Raw genomic sequence first — 24,890 nt, 5'->3', positions numbered from 1 at the left:
GCCCTCCCTCAGTTAAGTCTGAGCCGCACGCGTTCGCGTGCGGCTCGGGCGGCGATCGTCGCCCCGCCGTCCAGGGTCTGCGCGCGCGACAGCGCCTGCAGCGCCCCGGCCAGGGCGCCCTGGCCTTCGCGGGCGGCGGCGACGTCGAGCCAGGGGTGGTGGTCGGTGGGGTCGAGCAGGGCGCGGCGCAGGGCCGAGCGCTCGGCGCGGGCCCAGTCGCGGGCCTGCTGGGCGCGGGCGAAGATGTTGTTCTGCAGGCGGATCAGCACGGCGCGGTCGGAGATCGGGGCCATCAGCTGGTCGAGCCTTGCCGCGACGTCGGGCATCAGGCCGGTGCGCAGGGCCCGGCGCGACAGCTCCGACGGCAGCACCACCCGGCCCTCGCTGAACGGATCCAGCGCCAGCGGCCCCTCGTCGGTCTCGATGCGCAGCAGGAAGTGGCCGGGGAAGTCGACGCCGAACACCTCCAGCCCCGCCTCGCGGGCGGCGTGGATGTAGAACACGCCCAGGGCCACGGGCAGGCCCTTGCGGCGCTCGGCGATGGCGATGACGTCGGCGTTGTCGGGGTGGTCGTAGGTCAGGAGGTCGCCGGTCAGGCGCAGGTCGCCGGCCATGGTCTCGGCGATGGCCTCTTCGGGCGACTCGCTCCGCAGGCGGCTCTTCAGGCGCTCGACGGCCGAGCGGGCCAGGTCTAGGGCGGGCTGCTCGTCGCGATCGGGATCGTCGTGCACCGCGCAGGCCGTGGCCGCCTCGAACAGCGGGAAGCCGTCGTCGTCGTGCTCGCCGGCGCGGGTGAGGATTTCCTCGGCCTCGTCACGGGTCATGCCCAGCCCCTCCCGTCATCGGGCCAGGCGTCGGGGACGTGGCGGGGCGGGCGGCCCGGCGACATCGCCAGCAGGTCCAGGCGCACGGCCATGCCCTTCAGCCCGGCGCGCGAGGCCGCGGCCAGCGCGCCCGCGCGACGCAGGCGCATCCGTTGTTCGAAGCTCACCGCCTCCAGCGCCGCCTCCAGGCTCGTCCGGCTCTTGACCTCGACAACGATCAAGACGCGTCCGCGTTGCGCGAGGATGTCGATCTCGCCCGCGCGGGTGGCCAGGCGGAAGCCGAGAATGCGGTAGCCCTTCAGCATCAGCCAGGCGGCGGCGATCGCTTCGGCCCGGCGGCCGGAGCGGCGGGCGGCCGCGCCGCGTGCGCTGCGGATGTCGCGGAAGGGACCGGCCGTCATCCAGCCTCCTTCAGGGCCAGGGCCTGGCGGTAGAGGTCCTTGCGCGACAGGCCCAGGGCCTTGGCCACTTCGGAGGCGGCCTCGCCCAGCGGCAGGCGGCTCATGGCCTCGCGCAGGGCGGCCTCGGCGTCGTCGGCGCTGGCGGCCTTCTCCTCGCCGGGACCCACCAGAATGACGATCTCGCCCTTGGGAGCCTCGAAGCGGGGATCGACGGCCAGTTCGCCCAGCGGGCCGCGCACGCAGGTCTCGTAGAGCTTGGTCAGTTCACGGCACACCGCGCCCGGACGATCGGCGCCGAACACGGCGGCCATGTCGGCCAGCGTGTCGTCCACCCGCGAGGCGCCTTCGAAGAAGATCAGGGTGGCGCGGACGTTGGCGAATTCCTCGAGGAAGGTCTTGCGCGCGCCGCTCTTGGGCGGCGGGAAGCCGGCGAACAGGAAGCGGTCGGTCGGCAGGCCGGCCAGGGTGAGCGCCGCCAGGGCGGCGGAAGCGCCGGGGATCGGGAACACCGGATGGCCGGCCGCGATCGCCTCGCGGGCCAGGCGGTAGCCGGGGTCGGAGACCATCGGCGTGCCGGCGTCCGACACCAGGGCCACGCGCTCGCCGGCCTCCAGCCGCTCCAGGATGGCGGGGATGGCGCGCTCGGCCACGTGCTCGTCGTGGCGCTCCAGCTTGGTCTTGATGGAATAGGCCGACAGCAGCTTGCCGGTGACGCGGGTGTCCTCGGCCAGCAGCAGGTCGCAGGCGGCCAGCACGTCGAGCGCCCGCAGGGTGATGTCGCGCAGGTTCCCGATCGGCGTGGCCACGAGATAGAGGCCAGGCGCGAGGGGGGCGTCGGACAGGACGGGCGGGGGAAGCAGACGGCTCAAGACGCGGAACTATCCTTGTGTGGGGCGCTGCCCCGGAGAAGGTGTCGCGAACAGTTATCAGGTCGCCAGCATGCCCGTAAGCCGGTCGAGCACGAGCCTGCCCTGACGCGTGGCGCGCAGACGCATCGGGTCATCGACCAGAAGCCCGGACTCGACCAGCGATTTCACCTTGGGCGTGTCCGCGCGCAAGTCGAGGGCGGCCATCTCGGCGAAGGCCACGCCGTCGTCGATGCGCAGCCCCAGCAGCAGGCGCTCCTCGGCGGCCTCGACGGCGGAAAGGTCCTCGCGCTCGAAGCCAGTCCCGTCGCGGGCGACGGCGGCGATGTAGTCGGTGATGCGGGCCTGGGCGGTGGTGGCGAGCTTGCCCGAGGGCTGGGTGAGGCGGCCATGGGCGCCGGGGCCGACGCCTACATAGTCGACGCCGCGCCAGTAGACGAGGTTGTGGCGCGAGCGGGCAGCCGGTCCCCGGGCGTGGTTGGAAACCTCGTAGGCGTCGAAGCCGGCGGCCTCCAGCACCTCCTGCGTCGTTTCGAACAGCTGGGCGGCCAGGTCCTCGTCGGGCGGGACGATCTTGCCGCGCCCCACCGCGCGGTCGAAGGCGGTGCCGGCCTCGATGGTCAGCTGGTAGGGCGAGACGTGCTCGGGGCCGTAGGCCAGCATTTCGGCGAGTTCCTCGCGCCAGGCGGCGTCGGTCTGACCAGGGCGGGCGTAGATCAAATCGACCGACAGGCGCGGGAAGAGGCGCGCGGCCGTGGCGATGGCGCGGCGGGCCGAGCCGGCGTCGTGGTTGCGGCCGAGCATCTTCAGCGAGGCGTCGTCCAGCGCCTGGACGCCCAGCGACAGCCGCGCCACGCCCGCCTGCGCCAGCGCCTCGAAGCGGCCGGCCTCGGCGTCGGTGGGATTGGCCTCGAGGCTGATCTCCAGGTCGTCGGCCGGGCTCCACAGGGCCTTGGCGGTCGCGATCACGCGGGCGACGGCGGCCGGGTCCATCAGCGAGGGCGTGCCGCCGCCGAAGAAGATCGACAGCAGGCGGCGCGGGCCGGTCAGGACGCGCTGAGCGGTCATGTCGGCGACGATGGCGTCGGCCAGCGCCGCCTGCTCGTCGGTCCGCCCCCGGTCGCGCACGACGTTGAAGTCGCAATAGGGGCAGATGCGGGCGCAGTAGGGCCAGTGGATGTAGAGCCCTAGCGGAGGGAGGAGTTCCTCACTCAAACAGCGCCGCCTTCAGCTTCTCGAAGGCCACGGCGCGGTGGCTCATGGCGTCCTTGGCGGCCTGCTCCATCTCGCCGAAGGTCAGGTCGTGGCCGGTGGGGATGAAGATCGGGTCGTAGCCGAAGCCCTTGTCGCCGCGCGGCGGGAACACCAGCGTGCCGTGCACCTCGCCTTGCACCACCACGGCCGGGCCGCCGTTGGGCCAGGCCACGGCCAGCGCGCAGGTGAACCAGGCGGCGAGATCTTCGGAACCCGTTTCCTCGATGCGCTCGGCCACCTTGTCCATGGCCAGGGCGAAGTCCTTGGTCGGGCCGGCCCAGCGGGCCGAATAGATGCCGGGCGCGCCGTCCAGGGCGGCGACCGACAGGCCCGAGTCGTCGGCCAGCGACACTTCGCCCGACAGATCGGCGGCGTGGCGGGCTTTCAGCAGGGCGTTGCCGACGAAGGTGGTCTCGGTCTCGTCCGGCTCGGGCAGGCCCAGGGCGCCGGCGGCCAGCACCGTAAAACGGCCGTCGAGCAGGGCGGCCAGCTCCTTGGCCTTGCCCGGATTGTGGGTGGCGGCGACGATCTTCTGGCCGTTGATCAGTTTCAGGGTCATCGCGCGGCTCCTCGACAAAAGACGGCCCGTTAGACCCCCGGCGGACCCTCGCCGCAAGGCCCGATCATTGCGAAAGTTTAATATCGTTTATCGATAAGCGACATTGTTCGCTGGCCGCCGATCGGCGATCCTGGCGTCATCGGAGAAAGGCTTCTCCGTCCCCCCGCCTGGAACCGCCCTGATGACCTTGCCCCGCCTGTTCAGCCTGCTGGAAACCTCGGCCTTCCGCCTGGCGACCCTGGCGCTGATCGCGGGCCTGCCGATCTCGGCCGTGACGTTCCTCGCCCACTCGCTCTAGACTTCAATCCGGCGACCGCCTGAGAGCGAGTCGCCAGAGCATAGGTGGGGACAAAAGCCCATGCGCGCCTTGGGGCCGGGCTCGGTATCGAGCTTCCTGAAGATCATTCTCGACGTCAGCTACTATGTGCTGTGGATCTGGGTCAGCCTGCTGGCCCTGGTGACCATCCTGGTGCTGCTGCTGAGCTTCAACACCGACCTGCTGACCTCGATCCTGCCCAGCGAGCTGGCCGAGCCCCTGGCCAAGAACGGCCCGGGATCGGCCGCCGCCCTGGCCGGCTGGGCGCTGATGTCGGGCGGCTGGATGGCCATCGTCGAGCGGCTGCGCAAGATCTTCGCCACCATGACCCTGGGCGACCCGTTCCACCCCGAGAACGTGCGCCGCCTGCGGGTGGTGGGCGGGATCCTGGCGGCCCTGGAGGTCGGGCGCTATGTGTTCGCCGCCCTGACCCGGGTGCTGATCGACGGCGAGAAGGTCGTCGACGGCTCCTTCACCCTCAACGCCTGGTTCTCGGTGCTGGTGGTGTTCGTCCTGGCCGAGGTGTTCCGCGAGGGCGCGCGCCTTCGTCGCGAAGCCGAACTGACCATCTGAGCGCGGAGTTCGTCTCGCCATGTCCATCCGCGTCAATCTCGACCGCGTGCTGCTGGAACGCCGCATGTCGCTGACCGAGCTGTCCGACCGCGTCGGGGTGACTATCGCCAACCTGTCGATCCTGAAGACCGGCAAGGCGCGGGCCATCCGCTTCTCGACGCTGGACGCCCTGTGCCGCGAGCTCAATTGCCAGCCGGGCGACCTGATGACCTTCGAGCACGGGCCGGGCGAGGGCCACGACGAGGACTGAGGGTGGATCGGCGTTCAGTTGTTCGCGACCTTCAACTCCGTGTCTCCCCGCGAAGGCGGGGACCCAAGCTGGTTTTCAGGATTAGGCGCGACCGTGGATCGATCCCAGCCTCGGCTTGGGTCCCCGCCTTCGCGGGGATGCTCGGTGAAAAATGAGCTCGGGCTGGTGAACGTCTATCCGACCTAAAGACGGCCCTTGCGGCGAGGGCCGCCGCGCCACACCTGCTGGCCATGCAAATCGTCTGTCCATCCTGCGGAGCGGCCAACCGCCTGCCGCAAGACCGCGACCCCGGCGCCGGCAAGTGCGGGCGCTGCAAGAGCGCCCTGTTCACCGCGACGCCCATCGAGGTCGACGCCGCCGGCCTCGACCGCCATCGCCGCCTGACTCAAGGGGCGGCCGTGCTGCTCGACGTCTGGGCTCCGTGGTGCGGGCCGTGCCGGGCCATGGCGCCCAACTACGCGGCCGCCGCCGGCAAGCTGGAGCCCCGCGTGCGCCTGCTGAAGCTGAACTCCGAGGCTCATCCCGCGCCGGCTTCGGCCCTGGGCGTCAGCGGCATCCCGGCCCTGATCCTGTTTCGCGACAACGCGGTGGTCGCCCGCCAGGCCGGCCTGATGAGCGCGCCGCAGATCGTCGACTGGACGACCCGGGCCCTGGCTTAGGCGACGTCTTGACCCCTCCCCCTTGATGGGGGAGGGGCAGGGGTGGGGGTGATACGGCGGCGGCCGTGCGCCGCGGCTCGCTCAGCAGGTCACCCCCATCCCCGACCCTTCCCCCATCGAGGGGGAAGGGAGACATGAGAAAGACCCGAAAATGATCGAGCGTATCGGCAAGGCGGCGCGGTGGAGCGACGCGGTGGTCTTCAACGGCGTGGTGTTCCTGTCGGGCCACGTCGCCGAGGAGACCGTGGGCGGCTCGGTGCTGGAGCAGACGCGCGAAGTCTTGGCCCAGATCGACGACACCCTGGCCCAGGCGGGATCCAGCAAGGCGCGCCTGCTCAGCGCCACTATCCATCTGGCCGACATCGGTCAGATCGACGCCATGAACGCGGCCTGGGACGCCTGGGTCGATCCCGAAAACCCGCCGGCCCGCACGACGGTCGAGGCGCGGCTGGCCGATCCGGGCTACGCCGTGGAGATCACGGTGGTGGCGGCGCGGTAGGGGGCGGTCATGCTCACGGCTGACCTGGAGACCGCCATCGCCGCCGCGCTCACCGCGAAGGGCTCCGGTCGCCTGTCGTTCGAGCGGATGACGGCGCTGATCGAGCTTTGCCGATCGCGCGGCCTGTCTGTTTCGACCATCGATGCGACGTGCGACAGCGGTTGGACGCCAAGGCCCGAGTGGGGCTTCCACATCGACAGCGACGACCTGGACCGCATGGCGGGCGATCTCCCGGCGCGAGCCGACGCCGCGGCCGAACAGGCCAGGCAGAACTACCGGTCGATGACGGTCGAGGACGGCGTCGAATTCGAAGTCTGGTTCTGGCGGGACTGAAGTCGGCGCGGTTGGCGAATCCAGGCTGCGTGGACGAAGTTAAGGTGGTGGCGCGCCCTAAACTCCCGTCATTCTCGCCCTTGTGGCGAGAACCTCCCCCGCTACCGACGACCAGCGCTGAAGCGGGCAGAATTGGTCTCAGTTGAGGGTGGTTATCCGACTCCGCCGTGATCGGCGCGGGCTATCAACACTGCTAGAAGCCAGATGCCTGAGAACGCCGCGACAACGAAAATCATGGCCGCTGCGATGCGATTGGTCCTGCTGGCCGGGCTCAAGGCCTTGTTCAGCGTCACCAATGACAATCCCGGTACGATTGGGAGGGGCAGCCAAATGCTCCACTCGGGGAGATGCAGGCTGTAGGTATTGCCGGAGATAAGCAGCGCCAGGATCGCCGCCGCGAAGCCGCTTACAAAGCCCGTCGCGACTGCTAACGCATACCGTTGGGCGCTTTTGACAAGCTGAGCGTTCATGGTCCTCACCATTGGCGACAATGGTGCAGTCGCCGGAGCGGGACAAGCAGACGGCTACGACGGCCAACATGGGTCGCTAACCGAAGGCGCCCTGTCGCCTGTTTTGGAGCATCCGATCGCTGTCGCGGGCAAGTGTCGTTCTGGGTCAACACCTGCCCCTGTGGCGGGAACCCCTCTACTCAGTCGCAGGTGCGGGTGGGGCAGCGTGCTCAGCACGCCGCTGGCGCCTCACGTGCGAACGGAACCAGGGTTTCCCGCCACAAGGGCGGGAATGACGGGAGCGAAGGAAAGGGTAGCCCCCTTACTTGCCGATCGCCGCGCGCTGGAATTCGAACAGTTCGCCGATGCCCTTTTCGGCCAGGCCGAACAGGGTGTCGAACTCGCCGCGGGTGAAGCCGCGCTTTTCGCCGGTGGCCTGGATCTCGACGATCTCGCCGCCGCCGGTCAGCACGAAGTTGCCGTCGGCCTCGGCGTTGCTGTCTTCCTCGTAGTCGAGGTCGAGGACCGGGGTGTCCTTGAACACGCCGCAGGAGATGGCGGCCACCTGGCCCAGGATCGGGTCGGCCTTCAGCACGCCCTCTTCCAGCAGGTAGTTGGTCGCCAGACGCAGGGCGACCCAGGCGCCGGTGATGGCGGCGGTGCGGGTGCCGCCGTCGGCCTGGATGACGTCGCAGTCGAGGCTGATCTGGCGCTCGCCCAGGGCCTTGAGGTCGACGACGGCGCGCAGGGAGCGGCCGATCAGGCGTTGGATTTCCTGGGTGCGGCCGGTCTGCTTGCCGGCGGCGGCCTCGCGGCGGCCGCGGGTGTGGGTGGCGCGGGGCAGCATGCCGTATTCGGCCGTGACCCAGCCGGCGCCCTTGTTGCGCATCCAGCCGGGGACGTTCTCCTCGACGGTGGCGGTGACCAGCACCTTGGTGTGGCCAAAGCCGATCAGGCACGAGCCCTCGGCGTAGCGGTTGACGCCGGTTTCCAGCGTGACGGCGCGCAGTTGGTCGGGGGCGCGTTCGGACGGACGCATTCGGAAACTCCGGTCTGGTTGGCGGGGGCTAGTCGTGGTTGAAGGCGCCGCTTATCCTCCCCCGGACGGGAACCTCCAAGTCCCCGCTCGATTTTTTCGCCCCTCAACCCTATCTCCAAGGGCCATGACACAGCTTTTTCCGGGACCGATCGCTCGGACGCCCGGCCTGACCGAGCTGGACGCCCGCGCCCGCGACATCTTTCGCCGGGTCGTAGAGGCCTATCTGGAGACCGGCGAGCCGGTGGGCTCGCGCACGCTGTCGCGCGGCGGCATCCAGCTGTCGCCGGCCTCGATCCGCAACACCATGCAGGACCTGGCGCAGCTGGGTCTGCTCGACAGTCCGCACACCAGCGCCGGGCGGATGCCGACGCATGCGGGCCTTAGGATGTTCGTCGACGGCTTTCTGGAGGTCGGCGACGTCGGCGAGGACGAGCGGCGCGAGATCGAAAGCCGCCTCTACGCCAAGGGCCGCACCTTCGAGGAGGCGCTGAACGAGGCCTCGGCCATCCTGTCGGGCCTGGCCGGCGGGGCCGGCATCGTCGTCACCCCGGTCCGCGAAGGCGGGGTCAAGCACGTGGAGTTCGTCTCCCTGGGCGGCGGCCAGACCCTGGCGGTGATGGTGTTCGAGGACGGCACGGTCGAGAACCGGCTGATGCGCGGCGGGGCGGGGCTGACGCCCTCGGCCTTCCAGGAGGCGTCGAACTTCCTCAACGCCCGCCTGCGCGGCCGCACCCTGACCGAGGCCAAGGACGAGATCCGCGCCGAGCTGGAGACGGCCCGCCGCCAGCTGGACGAGACCGCCGCCCGCCTGGTCGAGGACGGCCTGGCCGCCTGGGGCGGCGGGGAGGGGGCCGAGCGGGCCCTGATCGTCCGCGGCCGCGCCAACCTGCTGGCCGAGGGCGGCGCCCGCGAGGACCTGGAGCGGGTGCGCCAGCTGTTCGACGACCTGGAGCAGAAGGGCCAGCTGATCGGCCTGCTCGACGACGTGCGCGACGCCGAGGGCGTGCGCATCTTCATCGGGGCCGAGACGCGACTCTTTTCGCTTTCGGGTTCCTCCGTGATCGCGGCGCCCTATATGACGGGGCGACAGAAGGTGCTGGGCGCGATCGGCGTGATCGGCCCCACGCGTTTGAACTATGCCCGGGTGATCCCGCTGGTGGACTATACCGCCCGCGTGCTCGGCCGGATGATCGATGGATGAGGACTGTTTGGAAATGACCGACGAGCAGACGCCGGCCGAAGACGTCGCTTTCGAAGCCGAGGACGCCGCCCAGGAAATCGAGGCCCTGAAGGCCGAGATCGCGGCGATGAAGGACCAGGCGCTGCGCTATGCGGCCGAGGCCGAGAACGTCAAGCGCCGCGCCGAGCGCGAGATGAACGACGCCCGCGCCTACGCGATCCAGAAGTTCGCCCGCGACCTGCTGGGCGCGGCCGACAACCTGTCGCGCGCCACCGCGGCCAGCCCGCGTGATTCGCAGGACGCGGCGGTGAAGAACTTCATCGTCGGCGTCGAGATGACCGAGAAGGAGCTGCAGGCGGCCTTCGAGCGCAACGGCCTCAAGAAGGTCGACCCGACCAAGGGCGAGAAGTTCGATCCCCACCTGCACCAGGCGGTGATGGAGCAGCCCTCGGACGAAGTCGCCGCCGGCGGCGTCGTCGCGGTGCTGCAGGTCGGCTACGAACTGCTGGGCCGCCTCGTGCGCCCGGCCATGGTGGCCGTCGCCGCCAAGGGCTCCACCGGCCCGGCCCCGGCCGAGCCGGCCGCCGCCGCCAATCCGTACGCGGCTTCCGGCGAAGAGTCGGGCGGGTCGTTCGACACCAAGGCTTGATGAAGAGGCCCTCTCCGAAAGGAGGGGGCCTTTTCTTCATCTGATAAATTGTCATCCCGGCCGTAGCGTAGCGAAGCGCCGGGATCTCCCACGCCGGCCATGACAACCAGCCTCTCATGGGTGAGCATCAACCCATGATTGAGGCGGTCTATTTCGTCTACATAATGTCGAACCGCAAACGCGGCGTGATCTATGTGGGCGTGACCTCGGACCTTCCGACCCGTGTCCTGCAGCACCGCACCGGCGACAAGGACGGCTTCACCAAGCGCTACAACTGTCGTCGCCTCGTCTGGTTCGAGGGTTTCGACGACGTGCGCGACGCTATCGATCGCGAGAAGCGACTCAAGCGTTGGCTGCGCGCGTGGAAGATCGACCTGATCGAGGCGCGCAATCCTGACTGGAAGGACCTGTGGCCGGGGTTGATGGGCGAGGAGCGCTTTCCCTGGGAGACCGAAGCGGACTTCCTGGCGCCGGGTGATCCTGGGACGCTGACGTGGATGCGGAGGGACTGACCCTTCTTTTCATCGTCACCCCGGCCGGGATGACAAAGATGGTTGGAGGCGGTCCCTCACGCTGCCGCCTTCTCTTTCCCCACCTTGCTCCACACCCGCTCATGCAGGTTGAAGGCCACGGTCTGGACCATCGGTTCGACGATCCCCACCGCGAGCGCGATGCGCCAGTCGCGGGTCAGGGCGTAGGCGACGGCGATGGCCACGGTCAGGTGCATGGTGGCGTAGGTGGCGGTCTTCAGGGCGAGGCGCATGGCTTTCAGCCTTAGTTGCGATTGATTATCAATATAAGCTATCGGCGAAACCGATCAAGGGGAGCGGTTTTCGACAGGTCGCCCACCGGATCCACAGCCCTGGCCTGTCTCAAACGCCGCACGGGCTCTTCCCCCGCCGGCCGATTACGGTAATGTCCGTGGTCCATTGACGACGGGGCGGGCGCTCGGGGGGATTCTCTTGACGACGACGGTTCCGCGTCCAGCCTGGACCGAGAAATGAAGCTTACCATCGAGCGGGCGGCGCTGCTGAAGGCGCTGGGTCACGTGCAGAGCGTCGTCGAGCGGCGCAACACGATCCCGATCCTGTCCAACATCCTGCTGTCGGCGGATGGCGACACGCTTTCGTTCTCGGCCACCGATCTCGACATGGAGATCATCGACGAGGGCCTGGCCCAGATCGACGTGCCCGGCCAGATCACCGCCCCGGCCCATACCCTGTACGAGATCGTCCGCAAGCTGCCCGACGGCTCGGACGTGTCGCTCAGCTTCTCGGGCGACGACCCGCGTCTGGTCATCCAGACCGGCCGCTCGCGCTTCAACCTGCCGGTGCTGCCGGCCGGCGACTTCCCGGTGATGAGCAACGAGGGCCTGTCGGGCCGCATCGCCGTCGACGTCAACGAACTGATGCGCCTGATCGACAAGACCCGCTTCGCGATCTCGACCGAAGAGACCCGCTACTATCTGAACGGCCTCTACCTGCACACGGTCAACGAGGGCGGCGAGACCAAGCTGCGCGCCGTGGCCACCGACGGCCACCGCCTGGCCCTGGCCGAGATGCCGGCCCCCGAGGGCTCGGCCGGCCTGCCGGGCGTGATCGTGCCGCGCAAGACCATCGCCGAGGCCCGTCGTCTGCTGGAAGACGCCGGCGAGTCGATCGACCTGCAGGTCTCGCCCCAGAAGGTCCGCTTCGAGTTCGGCCGCGCCGCCCTGACCTCCAAGGTCATCGACGGCTCGTTCCCCGACTACATGCGCGTGATCCCCAAGGACAACGCCAAGATCCTGACCCTGGACAACGACCTCTTCGCCAAGGCCGTCGACCGGGTGGCCACCATCTCGGCCGAGAAGAGCCGTTCGGTGAAGCTGGCCATCGAGCCGGGCCGCATCACCCTGACCGTCCGCAACATGGAAGCCGGCCAGGCCGTGGAAGAGGTCGAGGTCGACTACGACGGCGAGCCCTTCGAAATCGGCTTCAACGCCCGCTACCTGCTCGACGTCTGCGGCCAGATCGCCGGCCCGCAGGCCGAGTTCCGCTTCGCCGACCCGGCCTCGCCCACCCTGGTGGTCGACCCGGTCGATCCGGGCGTGAAGTACGTGCTGATGCCGCTGCGGGTCTGATCGCGCGGTTCTGAACTGGAACGGGCGCCCTAAGGGGCGCCCGTTTTGCTTTGAGGGATGTCCATCGTGATGAAATCCATGTTCGGCGCCTCGATCGCCGTCCTGATCCTGGCCGGCGGGCCGGTGCTGGCCCAAGCCCAATCGGGGACCACCCCCGTCGAGCGCCGCGAGATCGGCAATCAGATCCTCGAGAACGTGCCGGTCGCCGATCCGTCGATCCGCGAGGGCCTGGCGCGCTACCAGAACGCCCGTAGCGGGGCCTTCCAGGACTGGGCGGCCGACGGCGGCATGCTGATCGTCACGCGCTTTGGCAACACCAACCAGATCCACAAGGTGGCCGGCCCCGGCGCCGACCGCAGCCAGCTGACCTTCCACGACGAGCCGGTCAGCGGCGTCCATACCTTGCCCACCGGAGAGATCCTGTTCTCCAAGGACACCGGCGGCGACGAGTGGTTCCAGCTGTTCGTCCGCGACGCCTCGGGCAAGGAGACCCAGCTGACGGAAGCCGGGACCCGCAACCAGTCGCCGGCCTGGTCGGGCGACGGCAAGGTGCTGGTCTGGAGCCGGGCGGCCAAGGGCTCGGCCAATTACGACATCGTGCTGCGTGATCCCTCCGCCCCAGGCGGCCGCCGTGTGATCTTCCAGGGCGAGGGCCAGGTCTCGCCGATCGACGTCTCGCCCGACGGCAAAACCGTGCTGCTGGGCCGCTATTTCTCGATCGGCCAGTCCAAGCGCTGGCTGCTGGACGTGGCCACCGGCAAGACCACCGAACTGAACCCGACCAAAGGCAAGGTCGCCTACGACGGCGGCGTGTTCACGCCCGGCGGCAAGTCGGTGCTGATGCTGTCGGACGAGGGCTCGGACTTCATGCGGCTGGTCGAGTTCGACCTGGCGACCGGCAAGAAGGCCCTGGTCTCGGGCGAGCGGCCCTGGGACGTCGAGGACTTCAAGCTGTCGGGCGACGGCCGCGTCCTGGCCTATGTCGTCAACGAGGACGGCTATTCGAAGCTGGTGGTGCAGGACTTCCGCACCCGCCGCGCCCTGCCGCAGCCGGAGCTGCCGGGCGGCGTGGTGTCGAACCTGGCCTTTTCGGCCGACGGTTCGAAGATCGGCTTCTCCCTGGCCACGCCCACCACCTCCAGCGACGCCTGGAGCCTCGACGTGGCGAGCGGCCAGGTGACGCGCTGGACGGCCTCGGAACTGGGCGGCCTGGACCCCGCGGCCCTGGTCGCGCCGGAGCTGGTGCGCTTCCCCTCGTTCGACAAGCGCTCGATCCCGGCCTTCGTCTACAAGCCCAAGCTGGCGGCGGGTAAGAAGGCCCCGGTGATTATCGACATCCACGGCGGTCCGGAAGGCCAGTCGCGGCCGGTGTTCAACGCCTTCCACCAGCACACGGTGGCCGAGCTCGGCGCGGCGGTGATCGTCACCAACGTTCGCGGCTCCTCGGGCTACGGCAAGACCTATCTCGACCTCGACAACGCCGAAAAGCGCGAGGACTCGGTCAAGGACATCGGCGCGCTGCTGGACTGGATCAAGACCCAGCCCGACCTCGATCCCAGCCGCGTGGTGGTCTACGGCCAGTCCTACGGCGGCTACATGTCGCTGGCGGTGATGACCCACTATTCCGACCGCCTGGCCGGCGGGGTCGAGCGCTACGGCATCAGCAATTTCGTCTCGTTCCTGAAGAACACCGAGGCCTATCGCCGGGATCTTCGCCGCGTCGAATACGGCGACGAGCGCGACCCGAAGATGCTGAAGGCCTTCGAGACCATCTCGCCGCTGAACAACGTGGGCAAGATCACCAAGCCGATGCTGGTCATGCAGGGCTGGAACGACCCGCGCGTGCCGAAATCGGAGTCCGACCAGGTGGTCGAGAAGCTGCGCGAGAAGGGCGTTCCGACCTGGTACGTGCAGTTCAAGGACGAGGGCCACGGCTTCCTCAAGAAGGTCAACAACGACCGCCGCCGCGAGGTCGAGACCCAGTTCCTGGAGCAGGTGCTGGGGACCGGCCAGGCGCAGTGAGCCGGGGAGGTCCGGCGGGCCTGTTGCGCGAGGAGCGCTTCGACGACCTCTTCGACCGCATGCTGACCCTGTGGGAGGCGATCGACTTTTCCGGCTGCGCGACCTGGTTCGAGCGGTCGGAGGCGGTCGCCGTGGCTTTCGCATCTCTGGAGGCGGCCGTGGACCTGGCGGTCATGAACTCGGCTGTGCATCGGGCGATCGCGCCGGATGCGCCGTTCGAGGCTGCTGTGCGCGACCTGGTCGATCGCGATGTCGCCCGGACGATCTTCGAGGTCGAGATGCGCCGCGTGCTGCTGGGGGCTGTGGGGGTGTGGCGGCTGGCCGAGGTGGAGGTCGCGCGGGGGTATTTCGGGTGAATGTGCGGTGAAATCCTGTGGCGGAGTAGGGATTACCACGCCCCTTGACGCCCGCCGCCGCCCCGCGCCACCGTCCGTTTCATAAGAAAACGGGAGAAGGCCGCCATGGCGAAGATCAGCTACATGACCGTCGGTTCGAACGACCTGGAGAAGGCCAAGGCCTTCTACGACGCCCTGCTGGGCTCGATCGGCATGAAGCCGCTGTTCGAGCACCCGTCCGGCGGGCGACTCTATCGCGGCAAGGGCGTGGGCATGTTCGGGGTTCTGGGGCCGTACGACGGCAATCCCGCCTGCATCGGCAACGGCATGATGGGCGGCTTCGACTTCGACACCCGCGAGGAGGTCGACGCCTTCCACGCCAAGGCCATCGAGCTGGGCGGCAAGTGCGAGGGCCAGCCGGGCGAGCGGATGCCGAAGGCGTACTTCGCCTATTTCCGGGATCTCGACGGCAACAAGCTGTGTGCTTACCGGCTGGGGGAATAGCCCGCTCTCACCACCAAACTCCCGTCATTCCCGCCCTTGTGGCGGGAACCCCTCTGTCAGCCGCAAGAACGGATGGGGCGACGTGCTCAGCACGTCGCTGGCGCTTCACCTGCGAGCGGAACCAGGGTTTCCCGCCACAAGGGCGGGAATGACGGGAGGAGAAGAGGGGCGAGGGCATAAACCCTTACCCTCCCACGTCTACGCCAAGCCCCCATTCCGCCGCGATCGGAGCGTAGCGCGGCGGTGTCGCTTCCATCGGAGACACCCCCATGCGCCTGGCCTGGGACCGCATCGTCGTCGTGCTGCTGAGCGCCGGGGCATGGGCCCTGGTGCTGATCGCCGGACCTCACCTGCTGCACGGCCTGCGCAGCGCGCCGCGCCTGCTGGCGCACGCGGGCGGACGCCGCTGGCAGGGATAGGCGTCCAAGGTCAGGTGGGCGTTTGGCGTCCCGCGCGACCTGCCTTAAGAGACGCCCATGGCGTCCGCCACCATCGCCCGCCTGCGGCTCACCGACTTCCGATCCTACGAGCGCGCCGATCTCTCGACCGGCGGGCGCAGCGTCTACCTGTTCGGCCCCAACGGCGCGGGCAAGACCAACCTGCTGGAGGCCGTCAGTCTGCTGTCGCCCGGCAAGGGCCTGCGCGGGTCGAGCCTGGCCGAGGTCGGGCGCCGGCAGCCGGGCGAGGCCGTGGGTCGGGCCTGGGCCGTGGCGGCCGAGATCGAAGAGGCCGACGGCGAGATCCTGAAGGTCGGCACGGGGACGGAAGCTGCCGGCGCCGCGCGCCGCATCGTCCGCATCGAGGGCGAGACCGTGCCGCCGGGCCGCCTGGCCGACCACGTGCGCCCCATGTGGCTGACGCCCGCGCAGGACCGCCTGTTCCTCGAGGCGGCTTCCGACCGCCGCAAGTTCTTCGACCGGCTGGTGTTCGCCGCCGAACCCGCCCACGCCAGCCACGCCAACGCCTACGACAAGGCCCAGCGCGAGCGCATGCGCCTGCTGACCGACGCCGCCGACGGCGGGGCGAGCGCCGATCCGGCCTGGCTGACGGTGCTGGAGGCGCGGCTGGCCGGAGCCGGGGCGCTGATGGTCCAGGCGCGGGCGCGGACCCTCACCGCGCTGCAGGCCGAGATCGACAGTCGCGGCGACCGGCCCTTCCCGCAGGCCCGCCTGGCCCTCACCGGGGCCTGGGAGCAGATGGCCCTAGACGGCGCCGACGCGGCCGAGATCGAGCTTCAATTGGCCCAGGCTTTGGCCGCCGCGCGACCTCGCGACGGGGCCGCCGGACGCGCCCTGACCGGCCCGCACCGGGGCGATCTGGCGGTGTTCCACGTCGACAAGGACCGTCCGGCCTCGGAATGCTCGACCGGGGAGCAAAAAGCGCTGATTTTGAACCTGGTTTTGGCCCAGGCGGCGAGACTTTCGCGTGCGGAATCCGCGCCGAATCCTATAGTGTTGCTCGACGAAGTCGCCGCGCATCTCGACCTCACCCGGCGAGCGGCTCTGGCCGACGAACTCACGGCGCTCAAGCTCCAGGCCTTCCTCACCGGCACGGACGAGTCGCTGTTCGACCATCTCAAGGGTCGGGCTCTGGGCGTTCGCGTCAGCGAAGCCGGTCTGACCCCCATTGAGTCTACGGCTCTGGAAGACGAATGACCGAGAATACCGAAGGCCAAGTCCCCGAAGTTCCCGAAGAAGCCGTCGCCGGCGAATATGGCGCGGACTCGATCAAGGTCCTCAAGGGCCTGGACGCGGTGCGCAAGCGCCCCGGCATGTACATCGGCGACACCGACGACGGTTCGGGCCTGCACCACATGGTCTACGAGGTGGTCGACAACGCCATCGACGAAGCCCTGGCCGGCCACGCCACCAAGGTCCAGGTGATCCTCAACGCCGACGGTTCGGTGACGGTCACCGACGACGGCCGCGGCATCCCCGTCGACATCCACGAGGGCGAAGGCGTCTCGGCGGCCGAGGTCATCATGACCCAGCTGCACGCCGGCGGTAAGTTCGACCAGAACAGCTACAAGGTCTCGGGCGGCCTGCACGGCGTGGGCGTCTCGGTCGTCAACGCGCTGTCGGACTGGCTGGAACTGCTGGTCCACCGCAACGGCAAGGTCCACCAGATGCGCTTCGAGCGCGGCGACGCGGTGACCTCGCTGAAGGAAACCGGCGTGTCGCCGGTGCGCGACGAAGGCCCCAAGGCCGGCGAGGTGCTGACCGGCACCGAAGTGACCTTCTTCCCCTCGAAGGACACCTTCGCCTTCATCGATTTCGACCGGAAGACCCTGGAGCACCGCCTGCGCGAGCTGGCGTTCCTGAACTCGGGCGTCACCATCTGGTTCAAGGACAACCGCGACGCCGAGCCGTGGGTCGAGAAGCTGTTCTACGAGGGCGGCATCGAGGCCTTCGTGCGCCACCTCGACAAGGCCAAGACCCCGCTGCTCAAGGCCCCGATCATCGTCAAGGGCCGCAAGGACAAGGTCGAGGTCGATCTGGCCATGTGGTGGAACGACAGCTACCACGAGCACATGCTGTGCTTCACGAACAACATCCCCCAGCGGGATGGCGGCACGCACCTTTCGGCCTTCCGCGGCGCCCTGACCCGGGTGATTTCGAACTACGCCGAAAGCTCCGGCATCCTGAAGAAGGAGAAGGTCAACCTGGGCGGCGAAGACAGCCGCGAAGGCCTGACCTGCGTGCTGTCGGTCAAGGTTCCCGATCCGAAGTTCAGCTCGCAGACCAAGGACAAGCTGGTCTCGTCGGAAGTGCGCCCGGCCGTCGAAAACCTGGTGCAGGAAGGCCTCTCGACCTGGTTCGAGGAGCATCCGAACGAAGCCAAGGCCATCGTCAGCAAGATCGCCGAGGCGGCCGCTGCCCGTGAAGCCGCCCGCAAGGCGCGCGAACTGACCCGCCGCAAGAGCGCGCTCGACATCACCTCGCTGCCCGGCAAGCTGGCCGACTGCTCCGAGCGCGACCCGGCCAAGTCCGAAATCTTCATCGTCGAGGGCGACTCGGCCGGCGGCTCGGCCAAGCAGGCCCGCAACCGCGACAACCAGGCCGTCCTGCCGCTGCGCGGCAAGATCCTGAACGTCGAGCGCGCCCGCTTCGACAAGATGCTGTCGTCCGACCAGATCGGCACGCTGATCACGGCGCTGGGCGCCGGCATCGGCCGCGACGACTTCAACCCGGACAAGGTGCGCTACCACAAGATCGTGCTGATGACCGACGCCGACGTCGACGGCGCCCACATCCGCACCCTGCTGCTGACCTTCTTCTACCGGCAGATGCCGCAGCTGATCGAGCGCGGCTACATCTACATCGCCCAGCCGCCGCTCTACAAAGCCGCCAAGGGCAAGTCCTCGCGCTACCTCAAGGACGACGCCGAAATGGACGCCTTCCTGGTGGACGAGGGCGTCGACGGGGCCGAACTCGACCTGGTCTCGGGCGAGCGCCTGATCGGCCAGGACCTGCTGGCCCTGGTGCAGCTGGCCCGCTCGGCCAAGGGCAATATCGACCGCCTGGCGACCCGCGCCCCGGCCTCGGCCATCGAGCAGGCGGCCCTGGCCGGCCTGCTGGGCGAGAGCCCGGACGCGGCCAAGGCCGCCGCCCGCCTGAACCTCTACAACGAGGAGGGCGATGGTCCCTGGTCGGGCGAGCGCGGCGACACCGGCTTCGTCTTCAGCCGCGTGCGCCGCGGCGTGTCGGAGCGCGTCGTGCTCGACGACGTGCTGCTGCACGCCGCCGACGCCCGCCGCCTGGCCGAACGCGCGGTCAAGCTGGCCGAGGTGTTCTCGGGCGTCGCCACCTTCCGCCGCAAAGACAAGTCGACCACGATCCGTGGCCCGCTCGACCTGGTGCAGGCGGTGCTCGACGCCGGCCGCAAGGGCCTGACCATCCAGCGCTACAAGGGTCTGGGCGAGATGAACCCCGACCAGCTGTGGGAGACGACCCTCGACGTCGACGCCCGCACCCTGCTGCAGGTCAAGGTTAACCACGCCGACGATGCCGACGACATGTTCAGCCGCCTGATGGGCGACCTGGTAGAACCGCGCCGCGAGTTCATCCAGGAAAACGCCCTGGACGCCGAAGTCGACGTCTGACGGCCACGGCCTGAAGCAAGCTTGAAAACCCTCCCGAGCCGGCCGGTTCGGGAGGGTTTTTGTTTGGGGCGACTTTGAATTCACCTCTCCCATGGGGAGAGGGAGGGGCCCGCGCCGAAGGCGTGGGAGGGTGAGGGGGTAAGACGTCGACCGTCTCATCTCCTTCGACCCTGCCCCGTCCGGAAAGGTCCCTAACCCCTCACCCTCCCATGCTGCGCATGGGCCCCTCCCTCTCCCTCTGGGAGAGGTGGTTTAGAGTCACGCCTTGGTCGGTCGGATCATCTCGAACAGCGCCGAGGGCTCGACGGCGACGTAGTCGCCGCGGCCGCCCCAGCGCAGGATCGGCTCGCCGGCGGGCGCGTCATAGACGCCATCGGCGCGGATCAGGCGGCGGTCGATGTGGACGGCGACGACTTCGCCGAAGGTCATCCAGGTCTCGACCTCGTCGCCGTTCGCATTGGTCAGCTTGAACGACTGGGTCAGGCGGCACTCGAAGTTCACCGGGCTCTCCAGCACGCGCGGCGCGGCGACCAGGCTGCTTTCAACCGGCGTCAGGCCGGCCAGTTCGAACTCGTCCTGGCCGGGGGCGGCGGGGGCGGAGGTGATGTTCATCGCCGCCGCCAGGTCGCGGGTGGCCAGGTTCCAGCAGAACACGCCGGTGGCCTGGATGTTGGCCACGGTGTCCTTCCAGCCGGTGCTGGCGAAGCCGACGATCGGCGGGGTGTAGTTGAAGGCGTTGAAGAAGCTGTAGGGCGCCAGGTTGCGGCGGCCTTCCGCGTCGATCGTCGAGATCCAGCCGATCGGGCGCGGGCCGACGATGGAATTGAACGGATCATGGGCCAGGCCGTGGCCGTCGCGGGGCTGGTACTGGTGGGCGTCGGCGGCGGCCATGCGGGGGCTCCTCGGTGGAGCTGTGCAGGTAGGGACGGGGGAGGCCTTTTTGAACCCTCTCCCCTTGCGGGAGAGGGTGGCCTCCCGGAGGGAGGTCGGGTGAGGGGTCTCTCAGAACTGTTCGAGCGACCCCTCATCCGTCGGCCTTCGGCCGCCACCTTCTCCCGCAAGGGGAGAAGGATCAGGACCACCCCCCGCCCAGCGCCTTGTAGATCGCCACGACATCCGTGTTCACGCCCGTCTCGGCCACGGTCAGGGCGTCCTCGGCGCTCAGCAGCGTCCGCTCCGCATCGAGCAAGACGAGGAAGTCGATGCCGCCTTCCTTGTACTGGATCCGCGCCAGTTCGGCGGCGCGGCGGGAGGCGGCGGCCTGGTCGGCGAGGCTGGCGAGACGCGCCTGGCGCTGGCGGTAGGAAACGAGGGCCGTCTCCAGGTCCTCAATGGCCGTCAGCACGGCCTTGTCGTAGGCCGCCAGGGCCGCGTCGTTGCGGGCCTGCGCCGCCTTCAGCCGCGCGTGGGCGCCGCCGAGGTCGAGGGCGGGCCAGCTGACCGAGGGGGCCACCGACCAGGCCTGGCTGGCGCTGTTGCCGAAGCCGGAGGCGGTGCCGGTGAGGAAGCCGACGAAGCCGGTGACGCGGACACGCGGGAAGAGGTCGGCCGTGGCCACCCCGACCTTGGCGGTCTGGGCCGCCAGCCGCCGCTCGGCCGCCTGCACGTCGGGCCGGCGGCGCAGGAAGGTCGAGGCGTCGCCGATCGGCAGGGCCGTGACCAGCGGGGCCGGATCCTGGGCGCGCGGCTTCAGCTGGACGTCGAGGGCGCCGGGCCGCTGGCCGGTCAGGACGGCGAGGCGGTAGTTGGCCCGGGTCTCGGCGGTGACCAGTTCGGGGATGGCGCTTTCGGTGGCCTTGAGGCGGGCCTCGGCGCTGGCGACGTCGATGGCCCCGCCGGCCCCGGCCTCGAACCGCACGCGGGTCAGGCGCAGGGTCTCGCGCTGGGTCTCAAGGTTGCGGCGGGCGACCGCCAGCCGGGCCTGGGCGCCGCGCAGTTCCAGATAATTGCGGGCCACCTCAGCGGCGACGGTGACCTGGGCGTCGCGCAGGTCGGCCTGGGCCGCGCCGGCCTCGGCGCTGGCGGCCTGCACGCCCCGGCGCACGCGGCCGAAGAGATCGAGCTCCCAGGCGGCGTCGAAGCCGGCCTGGTAGGTGTCGCCATAGACGCGCTGGCCGTTCGAGGTGGGCTGCTGCTGGTCGGCGGCGGCGTAGGTCCCGGTGGCGGTGACGCGCGGGGCGGCGTCGAGGCGGGCGTCCTTGAAGAGGGCGCGGGCCTCGTTCACCCGGGCCACGGCGATCTCGAGGTCGAGATTGGTGGAGAGGGCCTGGGTCACCAGGGCGTCGAGCGTCGGGTCGCCGAACGCCTTCCACCACTGGGCCTCGGGGGCGGCGGTGGAGGCGACCGCGGGCGCGGCGTTCTGCAGGGCGATGGGGGCGACGACGGGGGCCTTGTAGTTGGGGCCGACGGCGCAGGCCGTGGCCAGCAGCGAGGCGCCGGCGATGAGGGTTGTGCGGAAGAGGGTCATGGGAGCCTCGGGAGTCTCCCTTCCCCCTTGATGGAGGAAGGGTCGGGGATGGGGGGGTCTGGGCGGTTGGGGAAGGGGCGCCGGCCGACGCAGCGTTCACCCCCGCCCCTGGCCCCTCCCCCATCGCGGGGGAGGGGAAGGGGGAGGGGAAGGTTGGTCAGTGGGCCTCCACTTCCACGGCCGGCGCGGGCTGGCTCTTCACCAGCGAGCGCGAGCCGCTGAGACGGCGGATCACGTAGTAGAAGACCGGCGTCAGGATCAGGCCGAAGACGGTGACGCCCAGCATGCCGGAGAACACCGCCACGCCCATGGCCCGGCGCATCTCGGCCCCGGCCCCGTGCGACACCACCAGCGGCCAGACGCCCATGATGAAGGCGATCGAGGTCATCAGGATGGGACGCAGGCGCAGGCGGCAGGCTTCCAGCACCGCTTTCAGCGGCGTGTCGCCCTCGATCTCGCGTTCGCGGGCGAACTCGACGATCAGGATGGCGTTCTTGCACGCCAGCCCCACCAGCACGATCAGGCCGATCTGGGTGAAGATGTTGTTGTCGCCGCCGGTGACCAGCACGCCGGCCAGGGCCGACAGCAGGGTCATGGGGACGATCAGGATCACCACCAGCGGCAGGCTCCAGCTTTCGTACTGCGCGACCAGAACCAGGAAGGCCAGGAGCACGCACAGCGGGAAGATGTAGATCGCCGTGTTGCCGGCCAGGATCTGCTGGTAGGTCAGCTCGGTCCATTCGAAGCCCATGCCGGCCGGGAGTTCCTGCTTGGCCAGTTCCTCGAGGGCCTTCTGGGCCTGGCCGGTCGAGAAGCCCGGCGCGGGGCCGCCGTTGATCTCGGCGGTCAGCATGCCGTTGTAGTGCATCTCGCGGTCGGGACCGGTGGCCTCCTTGAAGCTGATGAATGAGCCCAGCGGGATCATCTGGCCGGCGCCGTTGCGGGTCTGCAGGCGCAGCATCTGCTCGGGTTGCAGGCGGAAGCTCTGGTCGGCCTGGACGTTGACCTCGTAGGTCCGCCCGAAGCGGTTGAAGTCGTTGACGTACAGCGAGCCCAGATAGACCTGCAGGGTCTCGAAGAGGTCGGTCAGCGACACGCCCTGGGCGCGGGCCTTCTCGCGGTCGATGTCGGCCTGGATCTTGGGCACGCTGACCTGGTAGCTGGAGAAGACGCCGGCCAGGGCCGGATCCTTCTGCGCCTTGGCGATGATGTTCTGGGTGGCCTTGTAGAGCTCGTCCGAACCCAGGCCCGCCTTGTCGACGATCTGCATGCGGAAGCCGCCGATGGTGCCCAGCCCCTGCACGGACGGCGGGGGGAAGACCGCGATCTGGGCGTCGGGGATGGCGGCGAACTTCTGGTTCAGCTGGCCGACGATGGCGTTGGCCGACAACTCCTTGCCGCGACGGTCCTTGAAGTCGCTGAGCGGGAAGAACACCGCGCCGGCGTTGGGGCTGTTGATGAAGCCGTTGGCCGACAGGCCGGGGAAGGCCACCGAGTGCTCGATGCCCGGGGTCTTCATGGCGATGTCGCCCATCTGCTTGATCACGGCCTCGGTGCGGTCCAGCGAGGCGGCGTCGGGCAGTTGCACGACGGCGACCACATAGGCCTTGTCCTGCTGCGGCACGAAGCCGGACGGGGTGCGGGCGAAGGCCAGGCCCGTCAGCAGCAGGAGGCCGCCATAGACGAACAGCGAGGCGGTCGAGCGGCCCAGGGTCGCCTTGACGCCGCGGACGTAGCCGTTCGAGGCGCGGTGGAAGACCTTGTTGAACGGCGTGAACAGCCAGCCCAAAGCGCGGTCGATCAGCTTCTGGAAGCGGTCCTTGGGCGCGTCGTGTGACTTCAGGAGCACGGCGGCCAGGGCCGGCGACAGGGTCAGGGAGTTGATCGCCGAGATGATCGTCGAGATGGCGATGGTCAGGGCGAACTGGCGGTAGAACTGGCCCGACAGGCCGGTGATGAAGGCCGTGGGGATGAAGACGGCGCAGAGCACCAGGGCCACGGCGATGATCGGGCCGGTGACCTCGCTCATCGCCTTGCGGGTGGCCTCGGGCGGGGAGAGGCCGTTGGTGATGTGCCGCTCGACGTTCTCGACCACGACGATGGCGTCGTCGACGACGATGCCGATGGCCAGCACTAGGCCGAACAGGGTCAGCGCGTTCAGCCCGAAGCCCAGCAGCAGCATGATGGCGAAGGTGCCGATCAGCGACACCGGCACGGCCAGCAGCGGGATCACCGAGGCGCGCCAGCCTTGCAGGAAGATCACCACCACGATGACCACCAGGATGATGGCCTCGATCAGGGTGTGGACCACCGAGTCGATGCTCTCCTGCACGAAGGCGGTGGTGTCGTAGATGATCTCGTAGTCGACGCCTTCGGGGAAATCCTTCTTCAGCTCCTGCATGGTCTTCTTGACGTCGGCGGCCATCTGCAGGGCGTTGGAGCCGGGGCGCTGGAAGATCGGCACGGCCACGGCCGACTTGTTGTCGAGCAAGCTGCGCAGGGCGTAGTTGTTGGCGCCCAGCTCCACCCGGGCCACGTCGCCCAGGCGGGTGATCTGGCCGTCGGCGCCGGCGCGGATGATCACGTCGCGGAACTGCTCCTCGTCGGTCAGGCGCCCGGGGGCGTTGATCGACAGCTGGAACTCGGCGCCCGAATTGGGCGAGGGCGGCGCGCCAAGCTGGCCGGCGGCCACCTGGACGTTCTGCTCGCGCAGGGCCCGCACGACGTCGCCGGCGGTCATGCCGAGGGCCGCGACCTTCTCCGGATCCAGCCACACCCGCATGGAGTAGGCGCCGGCCCCGAAGATCTGCACGTCGCCCACGCCGTCGATGCGCTTCAGCCGGTCGCGCACGTTCAGCTGCGCGTAGTTGCTGAGATAGAGCATGTCGTAGCGGTTGTTGGGCGAGATCATGTGCACGACCAGGGTCAGGTCGGGCGAGGCCTTGTTGGTGGTCACGCCGATGCGCTGCACCTCCTGGGGCAGTTTCGGCAGGGCCTGGGCGACGCGGTTCTGCACCTGCACCTGGGCCTTATCCAGGTCGGTGCCGAGCGCGAAGGTCACGGTCAGGATCATGGCCCCGTCCGAGGCCGATTGGGACGACTGGTAGATCATCCCCTCGACGCCGTTGATGGCCTGTTCCAGCGGGGCGGCGACCGTCTCGCCGATCACCGACGGGTTGGCGCCGGGATAGGCCGCGCGCACGACGACCGTCGGCGGCACCACCTCGGGGTACTCGCTGATCGGCAGGTTGGGCAGGGCCACGAGCCCGGCGATAAAGATGACGATGGACAGGACGGCGGCGAACCGCGGCCTGCCGACGAAGAATTTTGCGAAGTTCATGGCGGGCGTCCGGAGGGGAGGAGGGACGAGTTTGGAGACCCCCTCCCCCTTTGATGGGGGAGGGGCAGGGGTGGGGGTGTCTGCTGAGGGCGGTGAGAGGCGCCGGCGTCTGTCGGCTGGCGCTGCTGTCACCCCCATCCCCGGCCCTTC

At 69.1% G+C, this 24,890-nt stretch carries 25 protein-coding genes and 1 pseudogene; 15 read left to right on the top strand and 11 right to left on the bottom strand.

Going from position 1 to position 24,890, the window contains the following annotated elements:
• Nucleotides 1-8: 8 nt before the first annotated feature.
• From AC1RRS_RS14430 to rdgB, 5 genes are read right to left on the bottom strand one after another with little or no spacing between them, the layout of a single operon-like run.
• On the bottom strand, nt 9-824 hold the full coding sequence (locus AC1RRS_RS14430) for a SirB1 family protein (RefSeq protein ID WP_492855758.1): 816 nt from the start codon (nt 822-824) through the stop codon (nt 9-11).
• On the bottom strand, nt 821-1,225 hold the full coding sequence (locus tag AC1RRS_RS14425) for a YraN family protein (RefSeq protein ID WP_110133211.1): 405 nt from the start codon (nt 1,223-1,225) through the stop codon (nt 821-823). Before AC1RRS_RS14425 ends, AC1RRS_RS14430 begins: the two co-directional genes overlap by 4 nt.
• Nucleotides 1,222-2,094 (bottom strand): 16S rRNA (cytidine(1402)-2'-O)-methyltransferase, encoded by an 873-nt coding sequence (rsmI, locus tag AC1RRS_RS14420; RefSeq protein ID WP_492855756.1) that lies wholly within the window; start codon nt 2,092-2,094, stop codon nt 1,222-1,224. Before rsmI ends, AC1RRS_RS14425 begins: the two co-directional genes overlap by 4 nt.
• Before the next feature lie 57 nt (nt 2,095-2,151).
• Nucleotides 2,152-3,306 carry a radical SAM family heme chaperone HemW gene (gene hemW / locus AC1RRS_RS14415; RefSeq protein ID WP_492855755.1) on the bottom strand — a complete coding sequence of 385 codons (1,155 nt, stop codon included), beginning with the start codon at nt 3,304-3,306 and terminating at the stop codon, nt 2,152-2,154.
• The gene (rdgB, locus tag AC1RRS_RS14410) at nt 3,299-3,904 is read right to left on the bottom strand and encodes an RdgB/HAM1 family non-canonical purine NTP pyrophosphatase (protein ID WP_492855754.1); all 606 of its coding nucleotides are present in this window, start codon (nt 3,902-3,904) and stop codon (nt 3,299-3,301) included. The genes hemW and rdgB overlap by 8 nt, the downstream gene beginning before the upstream one ends.
• Nucleotides 3,905-4,262: 358 nt before the next feature.
• Here rdgB and AC1RRS_RS14405 point away from each other — a divergent pair, with 358 nt between their 5' ends.
• The 5 genes from AC1RRS_RS14405 to AC1RRS_RS14385 all read left to right on the top strand — a co-directional run bounded on the left by AC1RRS_RS14405 (nt 4,263) and on the right by AC1RRS_RS14385 (nt 6,534).
• The gene (locus AC1RRS_RS14405) at nt 4,263-4,793 is read left to right on the top strand and encodes a DUF2975 domain-containing protein (RefSeq protein WP_110120426.1); all 531 of its coding nucleotides are present in this window, start codon (nt 4,263-4,265) and stop codon (nt 4,791-4,793) included.
• A gap of 19 nt (nt 4,794-4,812) precedes the next feature.
• Nucleotides 4,813-5,043: a helix-turn-helix domain-containing protein gene (locus tag AC1RRS_RS14400; protein ID WP_110120425.1), complete on the top strand. Its 231-nt coding sequence runs from the start codon at nt 4,813-4,815 to the stop codon at nt 5,041-5,043.
• Nucleotides 5,044-5,273: 230 nt separating this feature from the next.
• Entirely contained in the window at nt 5,274-5,702 is a 429-nt protein-coding gene (locus AC1RRS_RS14395; protein WP_492855752.1) for a thioredoxin domain-containing protein, read from the top strand.
• Between the two features lie 151 nt (nt 5,703-5,853).
• Nucleotides 5,854-6,201 (top strand): RidA family protein, encoded by a 348-nt coding sequence (locus tag AC1RRS_RS14390; RefSeq protein ID WP_492855751.1) that lies wholly within the window; start codon nt 5,854-5,856, stop codon nt 6,199-6,201.
• A 9-nt stretch (nt 6,202-6,210) separates the two neighbouring features.
• Nucleotides 6,211-6,534: a hypothetical protein gene (locus AC1RRS_RS14385; protein ID WP_492855750.1), complete on the top strand. Its 324-nt coding sequence runs from the start codon at nt 6,211-6,213 to the stop codon at nt 6,532-6,534.
• Nucleotides 6,535-6,686: 152 nt separating this feature from the next.
• Here the strand turns inward: AC1RRS_RS14385 and AC1RRS_RS14380 are convergent, their stop codons facing one another.
• Both AC1RRS_RS14380 and rph read right to left on the bottom strand, forming a co-directional pair.
• Complete coding sequence (locus AC1RRS_RS14380) at nt 6,687-7,004, bottom strand: hypothetical protein (protein WP_492855749.1); 318 nt, start codon at nt 7,002-7,004, stop codon at nt 6,687-6,689.
• Between the two features lie 301 nt (nt 7,005-7,305).
• On the bottom strand, nt 7,306-8,022 hold the full coding sequence (rph, locus tag AC1RRS_RS14375; RefSeq protein WP_110120422.1) for a ribonuclease PH: 717 nt from the start codon (nt 8,020-8,022) through the stop codon (nt 7,306-7,308).
• A 124-nt stretch (nt 8,023-8,146) separates the two neighbouring features.
• On the opposite strand from rph, the gene hrcA reads away from it, so the two are divergent.
• The 3 genes from hrcA (at nt 8,147) to AC1RRS_RS14360 (ending at nt 10,363) form a co-directional block, all read left to right on the top strand.
• Nucleotides 8,147-9,223: a heat-inducible transcriptional repressor HrcA gene (hrcA, locus tag AC1RRS_RS14370; RefSeq protein WP_110120421.1), complete on the top strand. Its 1,077-nt coding sequence runs from the start codon at nt 8,147-8,149 to the stop codon at nt 9,221-9,223.
• Between the two features lie 13 nt (nt 9,224-9,236).
• Nucleotides 9,237-9,851 (top strand): nucleotide exchange factor GrpE, encoded by a 615-nt coding sequence (gene grpE, locus AC1RRS_RS14365; RefSeq protein ID WP_487290661.1) that lies wholly within the window; start codon nt 9,237-9,239, stop codon nt 9,849-9,851.
• Between the two features lie 116 nt (nt 9,852-9,967).
• Entirely contained in the window at nt 9,968-10,363 is a 396-nt protein-coding gene (locus tag AC1RRS_RS14360; protein ID WP_492855747.1) for a GIY-YIG nuclease family protein, read from the top strand.
• Between the two features lie 83 nt (nt 10,364-10,446).
• On the opposite strand, the pseudogene AC1RRS_RS14355 reads toward AC1RRS_RS14360, so the two are convergent.
• A pseudogene (locus AC1RRS_RS14355) lies at nt 10,447-10,614 on the bottom strand (DUF2061 domain-containing protein); the annotation flags it as partial.
• Between the two features lie 237 nt (nt 10,615-10,851).
• On the opposite strand from AC1RRS_RS14355, the gene dnaN reads away from it, so the two are divergent.
• The 7 genes from dnaN (at nt 10,852) to gyrB (ending at nt 18,933) form a co-directional block, all read left to right on the top strand.
• Nucleotides 10,852-11,970 carry a DNA polymerase III subunit beta gene (gene dnaN, locus AC1RRS_RS14350; protein WP_110120418.1) on the top strand — a complete coding sequence of 373 codons (1,119 nt, stop codon included), beginning with the start codon at nt 10,852-10,854 and terminating at the stop codon, nt 11,968-11,970.
• A gap of 69 nt (nt 11,971-12,039) precedes the next feature.
• On the top strand, nt 12,040-13,992 hold the full coding sequence (locus tag AC1RRS_RS14345; RefSeq protein ID WP_492855746.1) for a S9 family peptidase: 1,953 nt from the start codon (nt 12,040-12,042) through the stop codon (nt 13,990-13,992).
• Between the two features lie 23 nt (nt 13,993-14,015).
• Nucleotides 14,016-14,348, top strand: coding sequence for a hypothetical protein (locus AC1RRS_RS14340; RefSeq protein WP_492855745.1), 333 nt, complete (start codon nt 14,016-14,018; stop codon nt 14,346-14,348).
• A gap of 105 nt (nt 14,349-14,453) precedes the next feature.
• A complete protein-coding gene (locus AC1RRS_RS14335; protein WP_110120413.1) occupies nt 14,454-14,831 on the top strand; it encodes a VOC family protein in 378 nt (125 codons plus the stop codon).
• A gap of 269 nt (nt 14,832-15,100) precedes the next feature.
• Nucleotides 15,101-15,250: a hypothetical protein gene (locus tag AC1RRS_RS14330; protein ID WP_492855743.1), complete on the top strand. Its 150-nt coding sequence runs from the start codon at nt 15,101-15,103 to the stop codon at nt 15,248-15,250.
• Between the two features lie 57 nt (nt 15,251-15,307).
• Complete coding sequence (gene recF / locus AC1RRS_RS14325; RefSeq protein ID WP_487290666.1) at nt 15,308-16,486, top strand: DNA replication/repair protein RecF; 1,179 nt, start codon at nt 15,308-15,310, stop codon at nt 16,484-16,486.
• Nucleotides 16,483-18,933: a DNA topoisomerase (ATP-hydrolyzing) subunit B gene (gyrB, locus tag AC1RRS_RS14320; protein ID WP_492855741.1), complete on the top strand. Its 2,451-nt coding sequence runs from the start codon at nt 16,483-16,485 to the stop codon at nt 18,931-18,933. Before recF ends, gyrB begins: the two co-directional genes overlap by 4 nt.
• Nucleotides 18,934-19,191: 258 nt before the next feature.
• Here gyrB and AC1RRS_RS14315 read toward each other — a convergent pair whose 3' ends face one another.
• The 3 genes from AC1RRS_RS14315 to AC1RRS_RS14305 form a co-directional block, all read right to left on the bottom strand.
• A complete protein-coding gene (locus AC1RRS_RS14315) occupies nt 19,192-19,824 on the bottom strand; it encodes a flavin reductase family protein (RefSeq protein ID WP_492855740.1) in 633 nt (210 codons plus the stop codon).
• A gap of 181 nt (nt 19,825-20,005) precedes the next feature.
• Nucleotides 20,006-21,400 (bottom strand): efflux transporter outer membrane subunit, encoded by a 1,395-nt coding sequence (locus AC1RRS_RS14310; protein ID WP_492855739.1) that lies wholly within the window; start codon nt 21,398-21,400, stop codon nt 20,006-20,008.
• A 157-nt stretch (nt 21,401-21,557) separates the two neighbouring features.
• Nucleotides 21,558-24,740 (bottom strand): efflux RND transporter permease subunit, encoded by a 3,183-nt coding sequence (locus tag AC1RRS_RS14305; RefSeq protein ID WP_492855738.1) that lies wholly within the window; start codon nt 24,738-24,740, stop codon nt 21,558-21,560.
• Nucleotides 24,741-24,890 lie beyond the last annotated feature (150 nt).

The organism is Caulobacter sp. GW821-FHT12A07 (assembly GCF_058807655.1).
This window is presented reverse-complemented; position numbering and strand designations above follow the sequence as displayed.